The organism is Leptodesmis sp. (assembly GCF_052746595.1).
Genome location: NZ_JBRAGO010000034.1, coordinates 1 through 21,328, shown reverse-complemented (window position 1 = coordinate 21,328; position 21,328 = coordinate 1). Strand labels below are relative to the sequence as shown.

16 protein-coding genes and 2 tRNA genes are annotated in these 21,328 nt (G+C 48.5%); 8 read left to right on the top strand and 10 right to left on the bottom strand.

Features of this window, described 5'->3' with window-relative positions; translation table 11 throughout:
* Positions 1-32: 32 nt before the first annotated feature.
* On the bottom strand, positions 33-347 hold the full coding sequence (locus tag ACUVQO_RS09680) for a DUF6679 family protein (protein ID WP_445925672.1): 315 nt from the start codon (positions 345-347) through the stop codon (positions 33-35).
* A gap of 762 nt (positions 348-1,109) precedes the next feature.
* Here ACUVQO_RS09680 and ACUVQO_RS09675 point away from each other — a divergent pair.
* Together ACUVQO_RS09675 and ACUVQO_RS09670 are read left to right on the top strand one after the other, a co-directional pair.
* Entirely contained in the window at positions 1,110-1,517 is a 408-nt protein-coding gene (locus tag ACUVQO_RS09675; protein ID WP_445925671.1) for a DUF4359 domain-containing protein, read from the top strand.
* Between the two features lie 97 nt (positions 1,518-1,614).
* Complete coding sequence (locus tag ACUVQO_RS09670; protein ID WP_445925670.1) at positions 1,615-2,094, top strand: hypothetical protein; 480 nt, start codon at positions 1,615-1,617, stop codon at positions 2,092-2,094.
* Between the two features lie 98 nt (positions 2,095-2,192).
* On the opposite strand, the gene ACUVQO_RS09665 is transcribed toward ACUVQO_RS09670, so the two are convergent.
* The 3 genes from ACUVQO_RS09665 to ACUVQO_RS09655 all read right to left on the bottom strand — a co-directional run bounded on the left by ACUVQO_RS09665 (position 2,193) and on the right by ACUVQO_RS09655 (position 9,715).
* On the bottom strand, positions 2,193-8,078 hold the full coding sequence (locus ACUVQO_RS09665; RefSeq protein WP_445925669.1) for an Ig-like domain-containing protein: 5,886 nt from the start codon (positions 8,076-8,078) through the stop codon (positions 2,193-2,195).
* Positions 8,079-8,389: 311 nt separating this feature from the next.
* On the bottom strand, positions 8,390-8,608 hold the full coding sequence (gene sipA / locus ACUVQO_RS09660) for a regulatory protein SipA (RefSeq protein ID WP_445925668.1): 219 nt from the start codon (positions 8,606-8,608) through the stop codon (positions 8,390-8,392).
* Between the two features lie 9 nt (positions 8,609-8,617).
* A complete protein-coding gene (locus ACUVQO_RS09655) occupies positions 8,618-9,715 on the bottom strand; it encodes a sirohydrochlorin chelatase (protein ID WP_445925667.1) in 1,098 nt (365 codons plus the stop codon).
* A 326-nt stretch (positions 9,716-10,041) separates the two neighbouring features.
* Between ACUVQO_RS09655 and ACUVQO_RS09650 the strand changes: the two genes are divergently transcribed.
* Complete coding sequence (locus ACUVQO_RS09650; protein WP_445925666.1) at positions 10,042-10,833, top strand: ion transporter; 792 nt, start codon at positions 10,042-10,044, stop codon at positions 10,831-10,833.
* 79 nt (positions 10,834-10,912) lie between these two features.
* On the opposite strand, the gene ACUVQO_RS09645 is transcribed toward ACUVQO_RS09650, so the two are convergent.
* On the bottom strand, positions 10,913-11,116 hold the full coding sequence (locus ACUVQO_RS09645; protein ID WP_445925665.1) for a hypothetical protein: 204 nt from the start codon (positions 11,114-11,116) through the stop codon (positions 10,913-10,915).
* Between the two features lie 226 nt (positions 11,117-11,342).
* Here ACUVQO_RS09645 and gloB point away from each other — a divergent pair, with 226 nt between their 5' ends.
* A complete protein-coding gene (gloB, locus tag ACUVQO_RS09640; protein ID WP_445925664.1) occupies positions 11,343-12,116 on the top strand; it encodes a hydroxyacylglutathione hydrolase in 774 nt (257 codons plus the stop codon).
* Between the two features lie 109 nt (positions 12,117-12,225).
* Here the strand turns inward: gloB and ACUVQO_RS09635 are convergent, their stop codons facing one another.
* The gene (locus tag ACUVQO_RS09635) at positions 12,226-12,789 is read right to left on the bottom strand and encodes a DNA recombination-mediator protein A (RefSeq protein WP_445925663.1); all 564 of its coding nucleotides are present in this window, start codon (positions 12,787-12,789) and stop codon (positions 12,226-12,228) included.
* A 108-nt stretch (positions 12,790-12,897) separates the two neighbouring features.
* Between ACUVQO_RS09635 and ACUVQO_RS09630 the strand changes: the two genes are divergently transcribed.
* The 3 genes from ACUVQO_RS09630 to ACUVQO_RS09620 all read left to right on the top strand — a co-directional run bounded on the left by ACUVQO_RS09630 (position 12,898) and on the right by ACUVQO_RS09620 (position 16,450).
* Positions 12,898-13,881, top strand: a complete 984-nt coding sequence (locus ACUVQO_RS09630) for an alpha-ketoacid dehydrogenase subunit beta (RefSeq protein ID WP_445925662.1) — start codon at positions 12,898-12,900, stop codon at positions 13,879-13,881.
* Positions 13,882-13,923: 42 nt separating this feature from the next.
* Positions 13,924-13,996: transfer RNA gene (locus ACUVQO_RS09625), tRNA-His, on the top strand.
* Between the two features lie 279 nt (positions 13,997-14,275).
* A complete protein-coding gene (locus ACUVQO_RS09620; protein WP_445925661.1) occupies positions 14,276-16,450 on the top strand; it encodes a pentapeptide repeat-containing protein in 2,175 nt (724 codons plus the stop codon).
* Positions 16,451-16,493: 43 nt separating this feature from the next.
* Here the strand turns inward: ACUVQO_RS09620 and ACUVQO_RS09615 are convergent, their stop codons facing one another.
* Positions 16,494-17,252 carry an FHA domain-containing protein gene (locus ACUVQO_RS09615; RefSeq protein WP_445925660.1) on the bottom strand — a complete coding sequence of 253 codons (759 nt, stop codon included), beginning with the start codon at positions 17,250-17,252 and terminating at the stop codon, positions 16,494-16,496.
* A 619-nt stretch (positions 17,253-17,871) separates the two neighbouring features.
* On the opposite strand from ACUVQO_RS09615, the gene ACUVQO_RS09610 reads away from it, so the two are divergent.
* Positions 17,872-18,063 carry a hypothetical protein gene (locus ACUVQO_RS09610; protein WP_445925659.1) on the top strand — a complete coding sequence of 64 codons (192 nt, stop codon included), beginning with the start codon at positions 17,872-17,874 and terminating at the stop codon, positions 18,061-18,063.
* A gap of 1,006 nt (positions 18,064-19,069) precedes the next feature.
* Here the strand turns inward: ACUVQO_RS09610 and ACUVQO_RS09605 are convergent.
* The 3 genes from ACUVQO_RS09605 to pgeF form a co-directional block, all read right to left on the bottom strand.
* The gene (locus ACUVQO_RS09605) at positions 19,070-20,251 is read right to left on the bottom strand and encodes an aminotransferase class V-fold PLP-dependent enzyme (protein WP_445925658.1); all 1,182 of its coding nucleotides are present in this window, start codon (positions 20,249-20,251) and stop codon (positions 19,070-19,072) included.
* A 25-nt stretch (positions 20,252-20,276) separates the two neighbouring features.
* Positions 20,277-20,348 (bottom strand) — tRNA-Asn (locus tag ACUVQO_RS09600).
* A gap of 120 nt (positions 20,349-20,468) precedes the next feature.
* The gene (pgeF, locus tag ACUVQO_RS09595) at positions 20,469-21,266 is read right to left on the bottom strand and encodes a peptidoglycan editing factor PgeF (protein WP_445925657.1); all 798 of its coding nucleotides are present in this window, start codon (positions 21,264-21,266) and stop codon (positions 20,469-20,471) included.
* Between the last annotated feature and the right edge of the window lie 62 nt (positions 21,267-21,328).

Here is a 21,328-nt window from a genome sequence, read left to right as displayed (position 1 = left end):
GATCCCCTCATCATCCCATTCCCCTCTTTCCCTTAATCAGAATTAGCGTCAGGGTAGCGCTGGTTGGGAATTTGCTCGGCTTCTGGACACTCATCTGCAATCGCAGGTTCTACATTCCCCTTAGGCACCGAGGCTAACTTTTGAGTAACGGCACCAATACTCTCCAGGCGCACCATTTCTTCCCAGGAACAGGTTTCATCATCCTCTTCAGTTTCGTAACGCAGCGTAACCAGATCACCTTCGATGTCTAAAATCCGGGCACGCTCAATCCAGCGTTGCTGATCCCGCAAGAAAATCCAGACTTCGCGACCGTCACAACACAGTTGATAAATCTTGCGGTGTAGCATATTTGCTTCTCCTAAGCACTTGATTGGTCAACGACTCTTTAAACTTTTGCATGAGTGATAACTCGGAACCAGACTAGCGATCGCTAAAGGAATTTCCTGGTTCAGTAGCTAGCTCCCTAAACTATCATCTGCTAAAGGCAACCCTGGCTGGTTTGAAGTACAGGGTTAACAGGATTGGTATGGAAAATACTCATATAAAAAATCCCGGGAAAGCTTGAGCGTGGGAATGCAGCGTTAATAAAAAGTTTAGAGAACGCTCTCTGATGCTTTCGGAAGAAAAGTTTATCTAAGGTCATTGCTTGGTTAAGCTAATGGTTTTGGAAAATTTGACGTTGACAAGCAGCGAAAGATAGTACAAATAGATCATTATACCGTAGAATCAGAAGCCTTGCTAACCAGGTAGGGTTAGGCTTCTAAACAGTTGGTCACTCAGGTACATTGATTTTACCGCTATGTTACCCGCTCCAGTAAGAGTGAACCCTTTGATTCCAGGCATTTAACCTGTAGGAGGATTTAATCCTCTTAAGGATCGGATTGTACCAACTATTCTAACGGTTGTTAAGTTCTAACGGTTGTCAATAGCAATTCTCGACCACATGAGGTACTGCACATCCTTGCCAAGCAGGGGCTGAAGCCTCTGGTCTATACCTCACTTGAACTAGCAACACCATCAACAAAAACTTCATGAAATTATTCTAAAAGTGAGCCACTTGAAGAACTTCATGCTTAAATCTTCATCAAGGATGCGGATGAGGATTCAGCATGGATTCTAGCTGGGAAAAGCAACATAGGTTTTCTATCAGTTCCAAAAGCCTTGGAGTGTTAGGATTGGGTGCGCTCACCTGCTTAGGGGGGGGCATGGTAGCTACCAACCCAGGTCAGGCAGCTTATGAGGCCTTTGCAACGCAGCAACTTACCACCTATCTAGATCAAGAAGCCTGCGCAAAGGTACCTACGGCGTTTAATCTTAAACAGGAATGCCGCTCGCTCCTACAATCCTACCGTCCCCAAATTCAAAAAATCATTGCTGACGGTACACAACAACGCAATTTTGTATTCTTTAGCGTGTACACCACCGAATTGTCTGTCACGTCCTTCTTGCCCAAATACCGGGTACTTACGTTGGGAGTGTTTGATCGATTTTTGATCTATGACACCATGCAAGAGTAAAGCTACATCTCATTGAACCTTTTGAGGAGCAGAACTGTCTAATCGATCACATCTGATCCTGATGTCAGAGTATCCTCACGTTTGACAGTTCTAAAGTATGAAACTCAAATCTATTCTGCTTGTACCCGGTTTAATCGCTCTCACTCTCTTGATCGCGCTGCCCGTACTGCCAGTGTTAGCTCAGGTTGAATCCACTCCTGCTGCACAGCCACAAAAGCGGGCCAATAAATTGAATTTAACCGATGCGCAAAAGGCCCAACTGAAAGCTATTAAGGATAGAACAACGCAGCAGATTGCCAATGAAGTACTGACGGATACCCAACGGCAAACCTATCAAGCTGCGATCGCCAGGGGAGAAAGACCTGGTAAAGTAATACGCCAATTCACGCTGGATGCAGCGCAAAAGCAAAAGCTAGCCGCTATCCGTCAAGATAGCAAAGCAGCCATGGAACAGTTTATCCAAACCCTCCCTCCAGAGCAAAGACAGGCATGGCAGGCCAGACGTAACAAAATGCAAAATTGCGGCCAACGTCCACTCAACCGTCAACAACCCCCAGCACAAAGCCAGCCTTTGTAAATAAAAAGGAGAAACGTTCTAGCAGAGTGTCTCTCCAAACAACAGTTCTGCGTCATTCTCTAAGGGGTAAACGAACGTTTACCCCTTAGAGACACAAGTTACGGACTGGTGACGTTAATGGTCACGGTCACTGGTGAAGAAGACAGGACACCATTGGTAGCCCGGTATGTAAAACTATCAGTTCCCACAAATCCAGGATTAGGAACATAGATGAAAGAGCCATTATTGGGGTAATTTATCAACCGTCCATTCCTAGGAGTGGGTGGAACGCCAGGTATCAATGAAAGAGGCAACCCCACTGGATCAGTATCATTGGCTAACAATCCTGGTGCATCAATGGTCAGGGTTTGGCCTGCTGTCACACTATAGATATCTGTGACAGCAGTGGGGGCAGCCGCTACTGTAATGGTGGCCGTCGTGGGAGTAGATAGGGCAATGCCATCACTGGCTTGATAAGTAAAGCTATCCAAGCCCGAAAAACCGCTATTCGGCGTGTAACGGAACGTACCATCCGGGTTAAAGGTCAGGGTTCCATTCTGAGTTGTGGTATTGAGTGTCGCTGTGAGTACTGTACCGGGATCGGCATCGGTATCATTTAGAAGAATTCCCTGAGTAGGAATTACCGCCAGAGTACTCCCAGTTGCAGTGGTATAGCGATCGGGGTTGGCAGATGGGGGGGTATTAGGAGCCACCGAAATGGTGACCGTTGCGGCATTGGAAACTGTTAGACCATCACTAAACCGATAAACAAAGGTATCAACTCCCTGGAAGTTAGGATTGGGTCTGTAAATAAAGGAGCCATCTGGATTTAAGGTGGCCAAGCCATTAACTGGCCCGGTCACAACTGTTGCAGTTCGAGCATTGCCAGACCCATTCGGGTCGGTGTCGTTATTCAGAACTCCGTTAATCTGGCTCACAGTAAGCGTGCCGTTGGTTGCAGATCGATAGGTGTCAGAAACAGCAACGGGTGTGCTGACTGAACGGACGGAAATCGAGACCGTAGCAGTGTTAGAGATGGCCTGACCGTCACTAGCAGTGTAGGTAAAGGTATCCGTACCCTGGAAGCTGGCATTAGGAATATAGACAAAGGAGCCATTAGGACTCAAAGATAGACTACCGTTAGCTGGCTGGCTGACTAAATTGGCCGTTAGGGTAGGGTTATCTGCATCTGTATCATTCCCTAACACCCCAAGGACACCACCAGCAACTGTGAGTGGAGTTCCGACGATCGCAGTGTACCCGCTATCATTGCTGGCCACTGGAATAGCATTCACTCGAATACTGACCGTTGCAGTGTTGGAGGTGCCAGTTCCATCGGTAGCAACGTAGGTAAAGAAATCGCTCCCAAAAAAGCCTACATTCGGCGTATAAACCAAGGCTCCAGTCGGAGCAAGAGATAGAGTACCGTTGGCCACTGTACTGACTAAAGTGGCGGATAGTGGTCTGCCCTGCGGGTCTGTATCGTTGCTGAGGATACCAGGAGCTGCAATATTTAAAGAACTTCCTGCATTCACCGAAAGCGTATCATTGTTAGCCGTCGGTGTGGCTCCTGGAGTGACACTAAAGGTAACAGTGGCAGGAGCTGAGGTGCCGCCTAAGCTATCACGAGCCACATAGGTAAAGGTGTCGTTACCAGTGAAATTGGCAAGAGGAATGTAAGTGAAAGTACCATTCGGGTTGAGCGTGAAAGTAGCCGCATTCGCAGGGGCAACTAGCAGACTAGCAGTAAGAGGAATGTTGTTATCTGGGTCAGTATCATTGGTTAGCACATTCCCCACCGTTAAAGTGCTGTTAGCTGGGGTGGTAAAGGTATCACCATTAGCCACCGGAGGTTGATTGGTAGGGGTAACTGAAGTCACACTAAAGGTAACAGTGGCAGGAGCTGAGGTGCCGCCTAAGCTATCACGAGCCACATAGGTAAAGGTGTCGTTACCAGTGAAATTGGCAAGAGGAATGTAAGTGAAAGTACCATTCGGGTTGAGCGTGAAAGTAGCCGCATTCGCAGGGGCAACTAGCAGACTAGCAGTAAGAGGAATGTTGTTATCTGGGTCAGTATCATTGGTTAGCACATTCCCCACCGTTAAAGTGCTGTTAGCTGGGGTGGTAAAGGTATCACCATTAGCCACCGGAGGTTGATTAGGAGTCAGAGTAACAATAATGTTAACGGTGGCGGTATTAAGGGAGTTTAAGCTGCCGTCATTGGCCCGGTAGGTAAAACTGTCTGTTCCGGTGAAGCCTGCTCGTGGCACATAGGTAAATGACCCATTGGAGTTGAGGTTCAACGTACCATTAGCTGGGGATGAAACCAAAACTGCCGATAAATTAGAACTATCAATGTCAGTGTCATTTGCGAGAATGCCAGGAGTTGTAATCAAGAGAGAGCCACTGGAACCTGTTGTGTAGCTGTCATTTACGGCCACAGGTGGCTGATTGACAGGGGTAACGGTGATAGTAACGGTAGCGATGTTTGAGCTGGCTCCTAAAGCATCTGTTACCCGGTAGGTGAAACTGTCAGTGCCGTTGAAGTTAGTAATGGGTGTGTAGGTAAACGTACCGTTAGGATTCAGGGTGAAGGTAGCGGCGCTGGTGGGGCCAGCAGCCAGTTGAGCGGTTAAGGGTAGAGTAAAATCGGGATCGGTATCGTTCTCTAGGATACTATTGCTATTCAGTGTATTATTCTGCGATACACCATAGGTATCGTTGATAGCTATGGGAGCAACATTCACAGCATCGCCTACATTGACAAACAGGGTTTTAGTGTCAGATAGAGGTAATCCAGTACCGGTGTTGCCGTTATCGTTGACGCTAATGGTCACGCGATCGAAGGCATTGGTAAAGCCAGGGTAGCTGCGATAGGTGAGCGTAGCCAGCGCATCATTAATGGCAAATAGGGGGCCACTAAAGGTAAGGCGATTGCTAGGGGTGCCATTGCCCTGAGTGAACGTTAAGCCATTGGTGGATTGCAGGCTGACCAGACCATTAGCGGCTGTAATTGTAACTACCATATTGCCGCCTGCCGCATCCGGATCAGCAATACTCACGCCAACGATGGACAAATCTGTATCGGAGTTAACCGTGGGTGAAGTAGGTAAGGTAATGGTTGGCGGCTGATTAATGCCTAACACATTGACCGCGATCGTCTTAGAGTCTCCCAGGGCAGCCCCAAAGCCTGTATTACCGTTATCACTGACACTAATTGAAATGGCATCTGAGCCGCGGAAATTGAGATTACCCCGATAAATCAGCGTATTCAGGGCCGCATTAATGGCTGAGAGTGAGCCTGTAAAGATCAGCGTGCTATCCTGAGTTCCTGTTCCCGTTTGGAATGTTAGCCCATTGATTGAGCCTAAAGTCAGCTTGCCATTAGCAGCGGAAATCGCCACACTTAAATTTCCTGCTCCAGCATCCACATCTTGAACAGTAATGCCCGTAATCCTGAGATCGATATTTTCGTTAGCAGTCTGGGCAGGTGGAACGGTCAGAACCGGAGCATCGTTGACCGGAGTGACGGTAATACCTAGCGTCTTGGTATCAGACAGGGGAATGCCGCTCCCAGTATTGCCATTGTCATTAACGCTGATGATTAATGAATCGGGGCCATTAAAGTTGGGATCACTTTGATAAATCAGGTTATTAAGCGCGTTATTCACGGCAGACAGGGTGCCTGTGAAAACTAGATTCTTTTGTTTAATGGCATTGTTACCGCTCACATTCAGTCCAGCCGTGGAACTCAGAGAAACAACTCCGTTCACCGCCAAAATACTGGCTGTAACCAGTCCCGAATTCGCATTAGGATCAGCGATCGTAATACCCGCAATCGGGGAAGGAACATCTTCACTGACGCTCACTGATGCAGGAAGACTAATCAGAGGAGGCTGATTGACAGCAGAAACAGTCAGAGTCGTAGATTTCGAGTCGCCGAGGGGGCCACCCAACCCGGTATTGCCATTGTCATTGACACCTATGGTCAAGACATCCGTGCCCTGAAACGTCGCATTACTCCGGTAAACCAGGGACTGCAGGACAAAGTTGATCAGATCTAGCTGACCACTGAACGATAGCATTGAAGTGCCATTTCCCTGCAATCCAGTGAGGTTATTTGTCCGGCCTAAGGTGAGAGTTCCGTTTTGTACCGATAGAGTAACCGTTAAAGCACCTGCTCCGGAGTCTGGATCAGCCACTTGAATGCCACTGATTAGGACGTTGGTGTTTTGATCCAGGGTGAGCGAACCAGGAACAGTTAATACAGGAGAGTCATTAACAGGGGTAACGGAAATGTTAAAGGTCGTCGTGCCAATGCTTCCTCCGACTCCATCGGTAACCGTAAAGATAAAGCTATCGCTGGTCGTTTCGCTCCCGCTATGGATGTACTGAATTCGGTTGCCACTATCGAGGTCGGCTTGAGTGAAGGTGGTTCCAGGTGTAGCGATCGCCCCATTGACTGACAGAGTGCCGCTCGTTGGTAAACTGCCCAGGGTATAGATTATTTGAGCAGCAGTGTTATCATCATCCGTGACTCTTAACTGACTGCTGGTAAGATTGGCTGTCCCCTGTTCATTCACAGATAGAGGAGCATTGGTCGCTAATACGGGTAGATTATTGACACTGATCCCCAAGGAGTAGGGACTGCGATCGCCCGCGTTATTGGGAATAACCTGAATGTAGTAAGTTCCTGCAGCTAAAGTTCTAGCAATAAACTCAGGTGTTAAGTCAGGGGCCGCCACAGTTTGAAGGATACCGCCATTTTCATCCAGCAATTGCAGATCTAAATTGGCCGTAAAGCCAGTGAGAGAGAGATTAACCTGACTACTGCTCCCCAGAGTGAATTTGTAGAAGTCTGTGCTAACACTGCTAATGGTGTTCTGATAGCTGCCGGTACCCGTTACATTGGTACCCAGATCAAACGCCGTTGCCAGAGTATCACCAGCACTATCGATCGGATTCGGTTCACCCAGTGCTTTATAGGGAGCTGTGGAGATCCAATCAGATAGGGCAGGGGGTAAGAAGTAGGCACTGACAAAGCTGACTCCATTGAGTAGCCAAACTCCATTCTCCGTCGTACTATAGTTGCGCCACAGGAGATCAACAGAGCCGTCATTGTTAAAGTCATCTGTCCCCACGATGAACCAGTCCGATGGAATATTACTGGATAGAAAAACACTTGAGGATAGGCTGGTACCATCCATTAGCCAAAATCCGGCTAACTGATCCTGGCTATTTTGCCAAACGATATCTGGCTTTCCATCTTTATTAAAATCGCCAACTCCGGCGACTCGCCAAACGGCAGGCACCCCCTCAGAGATAATCCAGGGATAAACAAATTGGGTGCCATTCATGGCCCAAATACCAACTATCCCTGCAGCATCATTCCGCCATAACAGATCCGTTTGGCCATCTCCTGTAAAATCGCCAGTTCCTCCTACATACCAACCCAGAGAAACCGCAGGCATCGGCACAATGGATGTAACACTGACTCCATTCATCAACCAGATTTGGGTTGATCCAGTATTAAAATTTCTCCAAAAAATATCGGATTGACCGTCGTTATTAAAATCTCCGGTTGCATCGGCGACCCAGCCAGCCCCTGGGTTAGAAGTGAGTAATTGCGTCGAGGTCAAGCTAGCACCAGTCACTTGCCAGATGCCCGTCTGATCTGTCACTGGATTCCGCCATAGAATGGCACTGTTGATGGCATTGGTTCCCTTCGTGACATTCAGGGTATAGTTAGCGATCGCAACCGACGGAGCAGCCGTGACCCGAATGAAGTAAGTCCCTGGATCTAATATTGTGTTGATGGACTCAGCCAAATTCCCTGAGTTGGCCGATCGCTGGGGAACGCTATTAACGGTCAACAGATTGCCCTCACTGTCCAGAAGGGCGACATCTGCATTGGCATCCAGATTAGTGAGTGACAAATCAACACTGCTGCGGGTGAGCAGGCTAAAGCGGTAGTAATCGCTTGTCGTAGAAGTGACAAGGTCCATGAAACTCTGAACACTTGTAGTCAGATTCAGCGTTGTAGCGGTAGCAAGAGAGTTTCCGGCGATATCTGGCATAGCTAATAACCCTGTACTGGCATAGCTATTCTGCCCTACCAAGGATTTTTCGATAACAAAGTTACTTCAGATTTTCCAAAGTTTTTCCGTAAAAACTTTACAGAACCTCAGCCATCCAGCCTTCAGGGACTTGCGCGAAAATAAAATCCCACGATGCGTTCCGGCTAGCGACTAACACATCCTACAGCCGGTAGATTATTTAACGGCAAATCCCTAAGCTATAGTGAGCAAAAATCAGACTAACGGATACCCTCCAGATACTCCCCATCCAGTAGAAAGGCCCCGTTAGTAAATCGCACACTCCAATAATTCCCCGGTTTGCGGCCCAGCACTACCCCCTCCTCTCCCACCGAAAGTACTGTCGAGGGTCGGAGCATAGGCATTGGATCCGCAGTTTTTACATAGGACGGCAACCGGATTAGGCGGACGCGATCGCCAACAGCAAATTCCTGAGACATAGACCACCTCTACGGTACCTGCCAAATTTTGCGGTGATACTGGTCTGGTTCGGCGTAAGGATCTTCTACCAGATGATCATGGGTGTGACCGTGACTATGGGAATGGTGGTGAGCCTGATTGTGACTATGGCCGTGGCTGTGAGCAGCATCATAATGGGAATGAGCGTGGCTATGGCTGTGAGCATGAGCATGCGTGTGAGGACTGGTGCCATTGCCAACAAGAGCAGCTAACCGGAATTTGCACATCTCACAATTCATCTGTACCTGGCCCAGTTGCGTTTCAATTTCCCGCTCTCGTAACACAGCAAACAGGTCGGGATGCAGCCCCATTTCGGGTAAACACACCATATCGATGTCGGGATAGATCTGTTGCTGCTGGGCCGTAAGATCGAAAATTTTCTTGACCAACACCCCGGTAAACAGAAAGTAAGGCAACACAATAATCCGTTTGGGTTGGTACAGGCGGGCACGACGAAAGCCTTCTTCTAAACGGGGGTGGGTAATGCCAATAAAGCAAGTTTCAACGGTACTGAAACCACTGCCCTCCCAGAGAATCCGGGCCATCTTGTACACATCCCCGTTTGCATCCGGATCGCTGGAACCCCGACCCACAAAGAGCAGCACAGTATCAGCACGAGAAATGGTATGGGGATTGTGGCTGGGTTGATCCAGTTCATTCAAGCGCGATCGCCACAGGTCTACAATTCCCGGAGTGATGCCAAAGTGTCGTCCATAGTGAAACTGCAATTGGGGGTGCCGCTGTCTGGCGCAATCCAGTTCATTGGTGACATCCAATTTGTTATGACGAGCGGCAAATAACAAAACCGGCAGAATCGATAGTTCGGTATAGCCCTGTTCAATACAGCGATCGACCCCGTCTTGAATGGTGGGTTCTGTCAATTCCAGGAAACAGGGAACCACAGGCCGAGAGGTATCCATAGCCTGATAGGCGGCTGCAAAATCCAGTAACCCCTGTCGTCCCTCCACATCACGGCTACCGTGCCCAACCAGTAGTAGGGGACGCTGAATGGGTAAGGGGGAAAGTTGAGTCTGAATAATCGGCTGGTTGTGTGAAGAGGTGGATCGAATCGGATGAGAGATTACCATGAAACGGACAACTCCTTTCCCGTGCTACGCAGGAAATAGAGTGAAAAAGCAGGAGACAGGCGTTCTGGCTTGCGAAGTTTTGGATTTTGGATTTGCGATTTTCGATTTATAAACAGGAACTTTCCTAATCCAAAATTTAAGCATCCAAAATCTAAAATCACTCACAGTTGCGGCACAGCGCCGGACTCCTTACACTCAAGTCACTGGACTTTCCCTGTCACCCTACTGTTCACATTTGCCCCGTTATCTTAGCGTATTGCGTGGTCTAGCAAAATCCGGTGGAAGAGGGTGAGAACCCCAATCCCCGATCTCTGATCCCCAATCCGATGTCCCTACGAAAAACCGTTAACTTTTATCTGGAAGACACTGAAACCCCCCTGGGCAAGGCGATTAACCTGATCATTACAGGGTTGGTATTGCTGTCCTCGGCCATTTTTGTAGCAGAAACATATTCCCTGCCGGAGGGGGTGCGATCGCGCCTGGAGCTACTCGATACTTTCATTCTGTGGGTGTTTGCGATCGAGTATCTCGTTCGCTGGTGGGGGACCGACAATAAAATTAAACACGTCTTCAGCCTCTACTCCATCATTGATCTACTAGCCATTCTGCCCCTCTTAATTGGCACCTTTGACATTCAATTTATTCGAGTTTTTCGCTGGTTTCGGGTTTTGCGATTGCTCCGGTTCATCGAGGGCAAAACCATCTTTGGCTATGTCAGTAGTGAAGACAGTAGAATCTTTGCTCGGATTCTGCTTACCCTATTCATCATCATCTTTGTGTTCTCTGGTTTGATTTATCAGACGGAGCATTCCAGGAATCCGGAGAAGTTTGGGACGTTCCTGGATGCAGTTTATTTTGCGGTCGCTACGATGACGACAGTTCGCTATGATGATGTGACTCCAGCCACCGAAATGGGTCGTTTTCTCACCATCCTGATGATTCTCACAGGGATTGCTCTAATTCCCTGGCAGTTGGGAGATTTGATTAAACGACTGGTGAAGACGACGAATAAAGTGGAAACCATCTGTCCCGGATGCAATCTGGCCTACCACGATGAGGATGCCCAATTTTGCAAGAGCTGCGGTACGAAGTTAGAGAAGGGCCGCCCGCTGATTTAAATCTTGTCCAAGTCCAGAACCGGAGTTTCTCTGATCGGCAAACGACCGTTCTCTAGTTGGACTTGGTTTAGGACTGTTTTCAATTGACCAGTTTCAACGTTCCGGTCTGCACATCATGCAAAAGCCGATTAATAGAGAGCCGTTCTTCCTGACTAATCTGACGATCGCAGAGCAGCAGAGAGGCGAGTTGCAGGTGTTGCTGGCGTGTCATTTGCCGGGACGTAAAAATGTGTTCAAGGGTTTGTTTGACCTTCAACCTCCCTTGATCTGAGCCTGTTCGCATAGGATCCTCCTGAAACCCCTGTCGCTCCGCCTTGCATATCTTTTCTTTCGCTTTAGTTTTCCCTGCCCTAACCTCAATTCATCGCTGAACTGCTCCCCAACTTTCGTGGTGACTTGCTGGGTAGGGTCACAATCGGGTCAAAAATTCGGAGTTGTTGAGGTAGCAGATGGCAACGATCGCAGCCGATAGAATAAAGGATGATCAGCCCTGAAGAGGAGACACATCCATGCAGGTTTATCGACTGCCAGCCCTATCAGATAATTACGTGTTTCTGTTACACGACCCAGTCAACAATGTGGCAGCAGTGGTTGATCCAGCAGAAGCGGCTCCGGTCTTGCAGCAGTTGCGGAAATTAGGAGCCAGCCTGATCGCGATTTTCAACACTCATCATCACGGCGACCATGTGGGAGGAAACACCGAGTTGTTACAGCATTTTCCTGAAGCGGTCGTGTACGGAGGAGCCGAAGACAAAGGCCGCATTCCGGGGCAACGGGTGTTTTTGCAGGAGGGCGATCGTATTTCCTTTGGCGATCGAACGGCTGAAATCTTTTTCGTTCCCGGTCATACCCGCGCCCATATTGCCTACTACTTTCCCCCAACAAACTCAGACGAACCGGGTGATCTCTTTTGTGGCGATACTCTCTTTGCTGGTGGTTGTGGTCGCCTGTTTGAAGGCACTCCCAGCCAAATGGTTAACTCACTTGGCAAACTCCGTCATCTGCCAGACAATACCCGCATCTGGTGCGCCCATGAATATACTCTGAAGAACCTGCAATTTGCCCTGATTGTGGATAGCCAAAATGTAGACTTACAAACCCGACTGGCAGAAGTTCAGGCTGCCCGTCACCGTGCTGAAGCCACAGTGCCTTCCCTGTTAGGTGTAGAGAAACGCACCAATCCTTTCCTGAGATGGGATGATCCCGTTCTCAAAAAGGTCGTCAAAGCCGAGAATGACATCCAGGCTTTCTCCCGATTACGTGGGATGAAAGATCATTTTTAGCAACTGCCGATTGATATTCCCGAATGACGGATGACAAGTGACGAAGTCAGCCTGAGTGTAAAAAATATTCCTGCCCGATCCTTAATTTCCAGTTCTAGAATTTTCAGTTCTAGTCAAAATAGAACAGCGTCACAATTTTCCGTTGTTCTTCTGCATCCTGACAGGTTTTTAGCAACGTCACACTGTCATGAAAGGCAAAGCAGATCAGTTGCTGGCAGCGGGTAATAATTTCCTGGTTACAAATGGCACTGGCCTCAGCGAGAGACATCGTATCGTTGTCTGGGTTTTCGACCAGATGCATCACTTGTTCCAACTGCTCGCGTGATTCCCGGGGTTGACGCTCCAAACTTTGGGGCAGAATCACGGTCAGCAAAGATGGATCAGCCCGCATGGCTCCTCGAATGGCAGCCAGATTCGTCCCGGTTGCACCAGACGTGATCAGTCGATTGCCCTCCAACACCAGGGCATAGCTCATGATCTCAATCAGCTTTTGATGGGTAATCGGAACGTGACGCGATCCTAGCAAAGCAATCCGCTTAGAACCTGTTTGCTGAATGGTCGCTAATTCTTGCAGGAACTCATCGACTTTCGGGATGTTGATTGACTGACTCAAAAGATGCAATCCGGCTGAAGGACGCAGATATTGTAACAGAGAGAGAAGTCTCCTGTTCACTCCTCCCAAATCTCCGTGTTCTGGTTCCCGATCCTTAAATCCCCACTCTAGCGATCGCGTCCCTCTCGCTCTAAAATTGGATTTAACATTTTGATACTTGAGGAACTGATGGCAGAAACACTTCTCTTCAATGCCCTGCGTGAAGCGATCGACGAGGAAATGGCAAAGGATCCAACCGTACTGGTGATGGGGGAAGATGTGGGGCACTATGGCGGTTCCTACAAAGTCACCAAGGATTTGTACAAAAAATATGGTGAGTGGCGGCTGCTGGATACGCCGATCGCCGAAAACAGTTTCACAGGCATGGCCGTGGGAGCCGCGATGACTGGCCTGCGTCCGATCATCGAAGGCATGAACATGGGCTTCTTACTGCTGGCCTTTAACCAAATTGCTAATAACGCCGGGATGTTGCGGTACACATCGGGTGGCAACTTTAAAATCCCCATGGTGATCCGGGGGCCAGGAGGAGTCGGACGACAGTTGGGCGCAGAACACTCCCAGCGACTAGAGGCTTACTTCCAGGCCGTTCCAGGACTCAAAATTGTGGCTTGCTCTACTCCCTACAACGCCAAAGGCTTACTGAAATCAGCCATCCGCGATGACAATCCAGTGCTGTTCTTCGAGCATGTACTGCTCTACAATCTGAAAGAAAATTTGCCAGAAGGCGAATATTACCTGCCTCTGGATAAAGCAGAAGTGGTGAGATCAGGCAGCGATGTCACAATCCTGACTTACTCCCGGATGCGGCATCACGTTATACAAGCAACCAAAACACTGGAAAAACAGGGGTACGATCCAGAGGTGATTGATCTCCTGTCGCTCAAACCGTTGGACTTTGAAACGATCGGAGCCTCGATTCGCAAAACTCACCGGGTGATTGTGGTGGAAGAATGTATGCGTACCGGAGGAATTGGAGCCGAGTTGATCGCTTCCATTAACGACCGCTTTTTTGATGAACTGGATGGCCCTGTGATCCGGTTGTCATCTCAAGATATCCCGACACCCTATAACGGCACCCTGGAAAGTCTGACAATTGTGCAACCCCATCAGATTGTTGAAGCAGTTGAAAAGATCGTTAACCTGAAGGTTTGAGTCACAAAAGTAGCAGGAGTGCTATTATAGAGTTTGCAAATGGCGAGCGTAGCCAAGTGGTTAAGGCAGCGGATTGTGGTTCCGCCATTCGTGGGTTCGAATCCCATCGTTCGCCCTGGATCTCCCACTTGTTGAGCATCATCCTTGGCAGAAATCAAACTGTCGTAATGGCGTTCATCGTTACCTTGTCCTCATCGCACCAGATCGGTTGTGATTGGCTGTTTTTTGTTTATGTAGCCTGCTATCTGAAATAGGGGATTAGCGAGAAGTTATGAAGCGATCCGATTCAGAAAGAATGATGGCATCAGGTTCGGTGTACGATCGCAACACTCTTTCCCTTGCATAGACTCGGTTGAACCCTCGCTCGTTGCTTTCAAATCCCCTGATGACATGGATGATCAGACTCATTGCTTTAATGCTAGTCCTAACCCTTAGTCTGGTTTTACATCCTACCCCTGTTCAGGCCGCGATCGCTCAACCCGATCGCATCCCTCTTACCCTGGAGTTGTTGCAGGATAGGTTGCGGAATCCAATTCAAAGTGATGGCTTGCCCACGGTGGATTTGCATGGTTTAGTGATTGATCTGCGCCCTGAAAATAAAGAATTTCGGGATCAGTTTTACCGTCTGGTACAGGCTCAGATTCAGCGACCCGGAACTCCCATTGGTCTGGATCTCAGCTATTCCCTGATTCAGGGAGACTTTCAGGTGAGCCAGTTGGGGCTCCGAGCTCCCCTTTATGGACAGGCGCTGACTCCGATTTTTTCCCCCACAGAGCAGGAGCAACTGCAGCGCGATCGTCGCCGCTTGTCTCAACTGGGCAAATTGTCCAAATCACTGCTATCCACTGCCAATCCCGATCTTCAAGCAACAACCTTGCAAATCACCGTATTTCGCGGACCACTCAAGTTGATGCAGTCCCGGTTTCTGGGAGTTGCTGATTTCACCAACACTTTTTTTCTCAACCGGGTGGAGGCTCAAGGCGTACAATTCGCCCAAATTTCTGATTGGTCTCAAAGCCGGTTCAGCCAGCCCACTAGCTTTGCCGGAGCCATGTTTGCCAGAGAGGGACGCTTCCGCAGTAGTATCTTTTTTGCGAAAGCGGATTTCGATCAGGCCCAATTTCAGGGAGAGGTGAATTTTCAAAGCAGCGAGTTCCAGGCGACTGCCAACTTTAATCGGGCTGTCTTTCAGCAAACGGCCAACTTCACCCGGATTCAATGGCAGGGCAACGCGGATTTTGCACAAACTCGCTGGCAGGCTCAGGTTTTCTTTAGCCGTGGTACTTTTAGTAGGGCGTTGTTTCTGGCAGATGCTGTATTTGAAAAAGCAGCCCTATTTCGAGAAGTCAGGTTTAATCAGCCCGTTAATTTACGAGGTGCCACCATCCTTAATCGGGCTGATTTTGGCTATGCTGGGTTTGCTAGGGGAGCTTATCTCAATGTTCCTGGCCTCAGATTTGACTCTGATCAGGCCAAAATTGTTGGTAATCCGGGTCGGATCGGGCGGTATATTTCTGTTCCAACCCTGGAAGGTAATGAAAATCTGTTACGCGAGTTAGTCAGAAATTTCCGTCATTTAGAGCAAATTCCAGATGCCAACCAGATTGAGTACACGCGGGAGCGGCTCCGGCTTAAGGAATTACGCCAGCAAGTGGTTGGCATTAACATCAATACGGCTCCCCCCGCTCTGTTGACCCAGATTGGCTTCACGGTAGAGCAGGCTACAGAGATTGTTCGCTATCGTGCCCGCAGTCCCTTTCGCAGTACGACCGAGTTGTTGTCTCTGGGAGCGATTGATTTAGCGACGTTCATTAATGTGCGCGATCGCATTCTGGCCAAAGAAATGATGTCCTCCCCTCAAGAGGTTTGGAGTCGGATCACAACTGGCTTATCTTGGGTAGGGCTGGGACTCCTGCTGTTGCTGAGTCGGTATGGCACCAATACCTGGCTGATTTTTGGCGTTGGCTTGGTGGCGATCGCCTACTTTGGCGTACTGTTCTGGTTTGTAGATCGATGGCGACGACTCACCCCCACCCCAATTCTGCCTTCACCTAGTGAGACGGTGTGGGTCATGAGTGGGTTCAGTTTCCTCTGTGTGGCGGGATTCAGCGCGATCTTGCGGAATGCCGAAAATCCTTTGTTAACCCTGCTGAGCGTGGGCGCGATCGCCGTTCCTATTCCCACCCTGCTGCTGATTTTGCTATATCAGCAGGGCCGCTATCATCCCATGATGGATACCAGCTATTTCACGGAAGAAGGATCTCTCCGGCAACTTCGTATCCTGATTGGGCGGCTGCCGGTAATTCCTCGTCATGAGATGTTCCGCGAACGCTATATGCCCATCCTCTGGGAACGCCGCTGGAGTTGGTTGAATTATTTCGACTTTAGTTTCAACAACTTGCTCAAATTTGGCTTTAATGATATTCGCTTACGGGATGAAAATATACCAGGATTAATCACCACTCTGGTTTGGTATCAATGGTTTCTTGGCATTCTCTATATTGCCCTATTGCTCTGGACTTTATCACGCACTATTCCAGGGCTAAACTTGCTGATTTATTTCAAATAAGCCGGCCTGGGGGCAAAAGGCAGAAGAAAAATGGTCAATCGCCTTACCGATTCAAAAAGCGATCTAAAATTTTTGCTTTTTGGGCATTGCTCAGTTCAGGTAAAGCCACCCCCGCTCTTTCGTCCTTACCATCAGAAGATTGGAGGAACATATATGTTTCTCGATCGCTACTGGACAGGGCTACTTCTACTCGATCATCACTGCCTTCATTGAGATGAGTAGCAGCAGCCTGAGATGCTGCAGATAGGTCAGCAGCCCATTGGTTCAAACCAAATGACTGCAAAACCTCTGTCGAAATACTTGCTGACTGACGACTGCCCTGGCACAGGAAAAACATGAATGACAAACTACCCAAGCGAACGCGATCGCCGTCTTTCAGCAGCACCGGACGACGGACAGGTTCGCCATTCACATAGCTGCCGTTGGTACTATTCAGATCCATCAGGTAAAAGCCCTGACCTTCTACATACTGCACCAGAGCATGACGGCGAGATAGGCGTTTATCAGGGATAGGGATGCCAGTCTGGCGATCGCGTCCAATCACCCAGCAGTTCTGAGGCTGCATCAATATCTGAGTTTTATCATCCAGCAAATTTGTAATCAAATGGATATGGTTCCTTTGAATCACTCCCTGCACAAATTGCCAGTTTCCACGAGTTCGACAACGATTATCTGAATTCTCCAAATCCAGAATTTCGTCCAAAAGCTCTCGATGATGTTCATACAGCTTGAGGAAGACCCGATATAGTCCTAACCGCTGATCCAGATCGGGTATCTCTGACGGGTCTGACAGTTTGGACATCGGTTTTGAGTCAAACATAGTAGAAAGTTCAGACAGAAGAATATAAGATTTGGCGTGGAAAAGGCTTCAGGCGAATTTATTAAGGAAAACAGGTGTTTCAACCTTGTCCAAGTCCAGAACCGGAGTTTTTCTGATCGGAAAACGACCGTTCTCTCGCTGGACTTGGTTTAATTTTTGTTTAATGTACGCTGGTCAGGGCAGCCCCTAACAAAAGTAGACAACCTGCAGCAACTTTTTTAGCCGGAGAAGTTGAATATTTATGTTCATCCTGGCTCTTCATGTCTAATCGTTCCTAAGATAGAAATAGCTACAGAGTTGATCCTAGTTCTAAACAGCATCTTTTTTAACCCTTATTCTCAGTGTGATGTGGCTCTGGCTATCCAAAAATGGCAGAGTAAACGCTGTTAGGAGAGGGTAGAGGCAAAGGGTAAGGTTTCATGCTTTTGGTTATTAGGGCTGACAACAGTAGCTGTGCATCTACTCGCTCGAATTCTGAAACGTTTTATTCATCAGCATAGCGGCAATTTATCCTGACTTTGATCACACGATCGCCGGATAACGGAGGTTGCGGGGTGTAGCTATTGCCGGAGACGATGTGCCGTTCGTTTGCATGCAGCTAATGAAAACTTTTGTTCAGTCATCTACCCCAGGTTCCTGGTCTAAGCCCCCATTGGAATTGACAGCGTTACAGCAAGCGGCTCATCCAGGGGAACAACACCCTTTACCAGACGGCACCATCTGTAAAGGTGAAGCTCATTTACCACTTACTCCGGAACGAGTGGGACACTATGCAGACCCTCTGGCCCCTTAAAGGAAAGAGATTTACTCTCCTTGGCTAATCTTTTTCAGCGAGATGATATGTACGACATTGAAGTAGATTTGAATCAAATGCTATTGCGACTATTGCCAGAGCCATGTTGGGAAGAAGATCTGTTTGAATTTTTGAGAGATTTTCTATAATCAGAAGCTCTGATTTAAGAGGATGTTTGAGCAGTGGCGATCGCCCTGCGTAGGTGCGTGGCATTCGGCCAACGATCCCTAAAAACTACCGCAAAACTGTTACCCGAATGCTACACCCTTAACAGCAAGGGTATAAACTATGGTTCTGGACTGAGACAAGGATTAAATACCAAAGCGATCGCTCTCAAATGAGAAAGAGAACGATCGCTTTTAGGACAAACCTTTGAGGTTTATTCAACCAGATTTAGACGGTTGCATCATCGCAACTGGCCTGACGCAACTAGCTCTACAGGATGGGAATGAGCGACGTAACGCTTTTTAGTTTCTACTCCCATCGCTAAATCTGGCATTTCTTGCCAGCAATGAGGACAAAACCAATACACTGTACTGTGGCGGATATGGCGTAGAAGAACGCCAGAACAACAAGGGCATCTGTTCATAATCTTTTTGAAATCCGCTTAGTAAACGGAGAGGAATGAGTAAGAAAACTTCATTTAAGGTGATCTATATTAAACTGTAGGATAGCCCCAAGAGGGGAACAATCTATCTAAAGAAACAGTAATTTTTCGCTCTTTTCAATTACAGTAATATTCCGTATTCTTGACTCGAAGTGCTTGTATTTTTAGAAACTACTCCTCTACGGAGAAAGTCCTGCCCAGGGGATTCTGCGCCCAAAATCTTGTTGTGTCAGAAGAAATGCAATCTTATTTAAAGTTTTATTTTAACTAAAAATTTCTTAATACTTAAAAATCCTTCTTTACAATAGTTGCTGCGATTAACCTTGTCCAAATCCAGAACCGGAGTTTCTCTCATAAAACAACGACCGTTCTCTCCTGGACTTGGTTTATTTCGTGAATTCAGAGAGATTTCAATAACGCCTCAGCAAGATAGTGATATTGCTCTATGCGGTTGTAGAGTTGAGCCGAAATTCTTAGTAATCTGCCTTGCTGCTGCCAGGGCACGATCGGTACTTCAATATGATGGTGCTGCAGCAGGTGGTTGTGCAGCACCGTTGCATCTCCGTCTGGTAGGGGAACAACCGCCAGGGAACCCAGCATTTCCTCTGGGCAGGGAGGAGGTACCTCTAAGGCTTGACAAAGTACCTGTCGGGCCGCGATCGCCAGTTGATGGTTCCGCTGCATTACTTCAGGCCATCCTCCCGGTAACAGCGATCTCATAAACCGGATAGCCTCTGGGACACAAAGATAAGCCGTTGGATCATCCGTTCCCATCCAGTCAAATTCCAGATGAAAGCGCGATCGTCCCGTCCGAGGATCATTGGCCCCGTGACTGATCGTAAGGGGATGAATCGCAGATTGGCGATCGCGCTGCACATATAAAAACGCTGCCCCTTTGGGAGCACAAACCCATTTATGGCAATTTCCCGTATAAAACGTAGCGCCCAATTGAGATAAATTTAGCGCTACCATTCCCGGCGCATGGGCACCATCAATTAACGTTTCTACACCCCGTTTTTTCAACTCATTGACCAGCGTAGCAATTGGAAAAATTAGACCCGTTTGACTGACCACATGATCCAACAATGCCAGCCGCGTCCTTGGAGAAACTCGCTGTAATACAGCTTCTACCACTTGTTCAGGTGAGTCGATCGGAAATGGAATCTCGGCCACAACAACCTGCCCCTCTTCCCGCTCAGCCACGTAATTTAGAGCATTGCGACAGGCATTATATTCCTGATTCGTCGTTAACAATTCGTCCCCTGGTTGAAAGCGCAGCGATCGTAGCACCGCATTGACTCCCGTTGTTGCATTTGGGACAAACACCAGATCCGCAGGCTCAGATCCCACAAACGCTGCTAACTCAGACCGGGCCGCATCTAGCAGGGATTCAATATCTGTGCCCAGAAACTGCAATGGTTGCCGTTCCATGCGCTCTCGCCAGCGCTGTTGAGCTTGCAACACTGGCATCGGACAGGCTCCGAAGGACCCATGATTCAAAAAAGTAATCGCAGGATCTAATGACCAAAACTGAGCCAGTTCAGCACTGGAAGGACTCAGACTCGGTATCTCATCCTTCATGATCGGTTCTTGCAGTGAATGTTAACTCCCCAGGCTGGATTCGAACCAGCGACCAATCGGTTAACAGCCGACCGCTCTACCACTGAGCTACTGAGGAATGTCGCGGATCCTATAGTATCGACAAGTAGATCATTTTGACAAGCTTTTCCAGAAAATTGCCTCAGAAATCCTCCAGATGCGTTTCTTGTACCTCGTATTCCGTGCCTCGTGCCATTTTCTAACCACTCACAATTCCGGACCATTGTGCTTTCTTTTCCTGACTGCGACGGTAGGAAAAAAAGTGTTCAGGATTTTGATAGGTGCAGTGAGGCGCGATCGCCACCTGTTCTGGCCGAACTCCCAGTTGCTCCAATTGCAGCGCATTTACTCGGCGTACATCCAGTCGCACCCGTCCCGGTTGAGGATCGTCCAGAATCGGAGAATTGGGCAACTGGTGAAGAATGGTTACCGCCTTCTTAAGCTCTGTCGTATCCAGGGCTGCGATCGTCGCCCCCACTTCCACCGCGACCTGCTCTGACACCTGATACACTTCACCCGCGATCGCTGGCCCCATTGCAATTCGTAGATCCTGTAGCCGGCTCCCCTGGGCCTGTAAGCGGGCGATCGCCTGGGGAAGAATTTTCAAGGCTGTCCCTCGCCATCCAGCATGAACCGCCGCTACCTGGCCAGTTTGAGCATCAGCAATTAACACAGGCGTACAATCTGCACTACAGACCCAAACGGATTGTCCACCTTGTTCCGTGATCAGTCCATCAGCAGCAGGGATCCCAATTCCAGGAGAGGCTGAACCGTCTGGTTCTTGTTCCGTCAGCATCACCTCAGAGGGGGCCAGTACGATATTGCCATGCACCTGTTTTACCCGATAGGGCTGGGCAGTGGGATGCAAGATCTGGGTTAATTCTGCAGGCGATCGGGGAGCGTAGTGTTGCGTGAAGAAACCGTGGGGCCACGAGTCTAATAAACTGCAAGTGAGATAGGGCAGATTGTTCCAGGTACGCCAGTGCCAGGTATGCATGGGAAACAAAGTTGAAAAAGGGTGGTCTGCGAGTCCATGCTACCGCAGGCAGGGGGTAAGTG

Excerpts from the sequence above, each read along its gene's own strand:
- ACUVQO_RS09680 (WP_445925672.1), bottom strand. The coding sequence starts at position 347 with ATGCTACACCGCAAGATTTATCAACTGTGTTGTGACGGTCGCGAAGTC.
- ACUVQO_RS09675 (WP_445925671.1), top strand. The coding sequence starts at position 1,110 with ATGGATTCTAGCTGGGAAAAGCAACATAGGTTTTCTATCAGTTCCAAA.
- ACUVQO_RS09670 (WP_445925670.1), top strand. The coding sequence starts at position 1,615 with ATGAAACTCAAATCTATTCTGCTTGTACCCGGTTTAATCGCTCTCACT.
- ACUVQO_RS09665 (WP_445925669.1), bottom strand. The coding sequence starts at position 8,078 with ATGGACCTTGTCACTTCTACGACAAGCGATTACTACCGCTTTAGCCTG.
- sipA (WP_445925668.1), bottom strand. The coding sequence starts at position 8,608 with ATGTCTCAGGAATTTGCTGTTGGCGATCGCGTCCGCCTAATCCGGTTG.
- ACUVQO_RS09655 (WP_445925667.1), bottom strand. The coding sequence starts at position 9,715 with ATGGTAATCTCTCATCCGATTCGATCCACCTCTTCACACAACCAGCCG.
- ACUVQO_RS09650 (WP_445925666.1), top strand. The coding sequence starts at position 10,042 with ATGTCCCTACGAAAAACCGTTAACTTTTATCTGGAAGACACTGAAACC.
- ACUVQO_RS09645 (WP_445925665.1), bottom strand. The coding sequence starts at position 11,116 with ATGCGAACAGGCTCAGATCAAGGGAGGTTGAAGGTCAAACAAACCCTT.
- gloB (WP_445925664.1), top strand. The coding sequence starts at position 11,343 with ATGCAGGTTTATCGACTGCCAGCCCTATCAGATAATTACGTGTTTCTG.
- ACUVQO_RS09630 (WP_445925662.1), top strand. The coding sequence starts at position 12,898 with ATGGCAGAAACACTTCTCTTCAATGCCCTGCGTGAAGCGATCGACGAG.
- ACUVQO_RS09620 (WP_445925661.1), top strand. The coding sequence starts at position 14,276 with ATGATCAGACTCATTGCTTTAATGCTAGTCCTAACCCTTAGTCTGGTT.
- ACUVQO_RS09615 (WP_445925660.1), bottom strand. The coding sequence starts at position 17,252 with ATGTCCAAACTGTCAGACCCGTCAGAGATACCCGATCTGGATCAGCGG.
- ACUVQO_RS09610 (WP_445925659.1), top strand. The coding sequence starts at position 17,872 with ATGAAAACTTTTGTTCAGTCATCTACCCCAGGTTCCTGGTCTAAGCCC.
- ACUVQO_RS09605 (WP_445925658.1), bottom strand. The coding sequence starts at position 20,251 with ATGAAGGATGAGATACCGAGTCTGAGTCCTTCCAGTGCTGAACTGGCT.
- pgeF (WP_445925657.1), bottom strand. The coding sequence starts at position 21,266 with ATGCATACCTGGCACTGGCGTACCTGGAACAATCTGCCCTATCTCACT.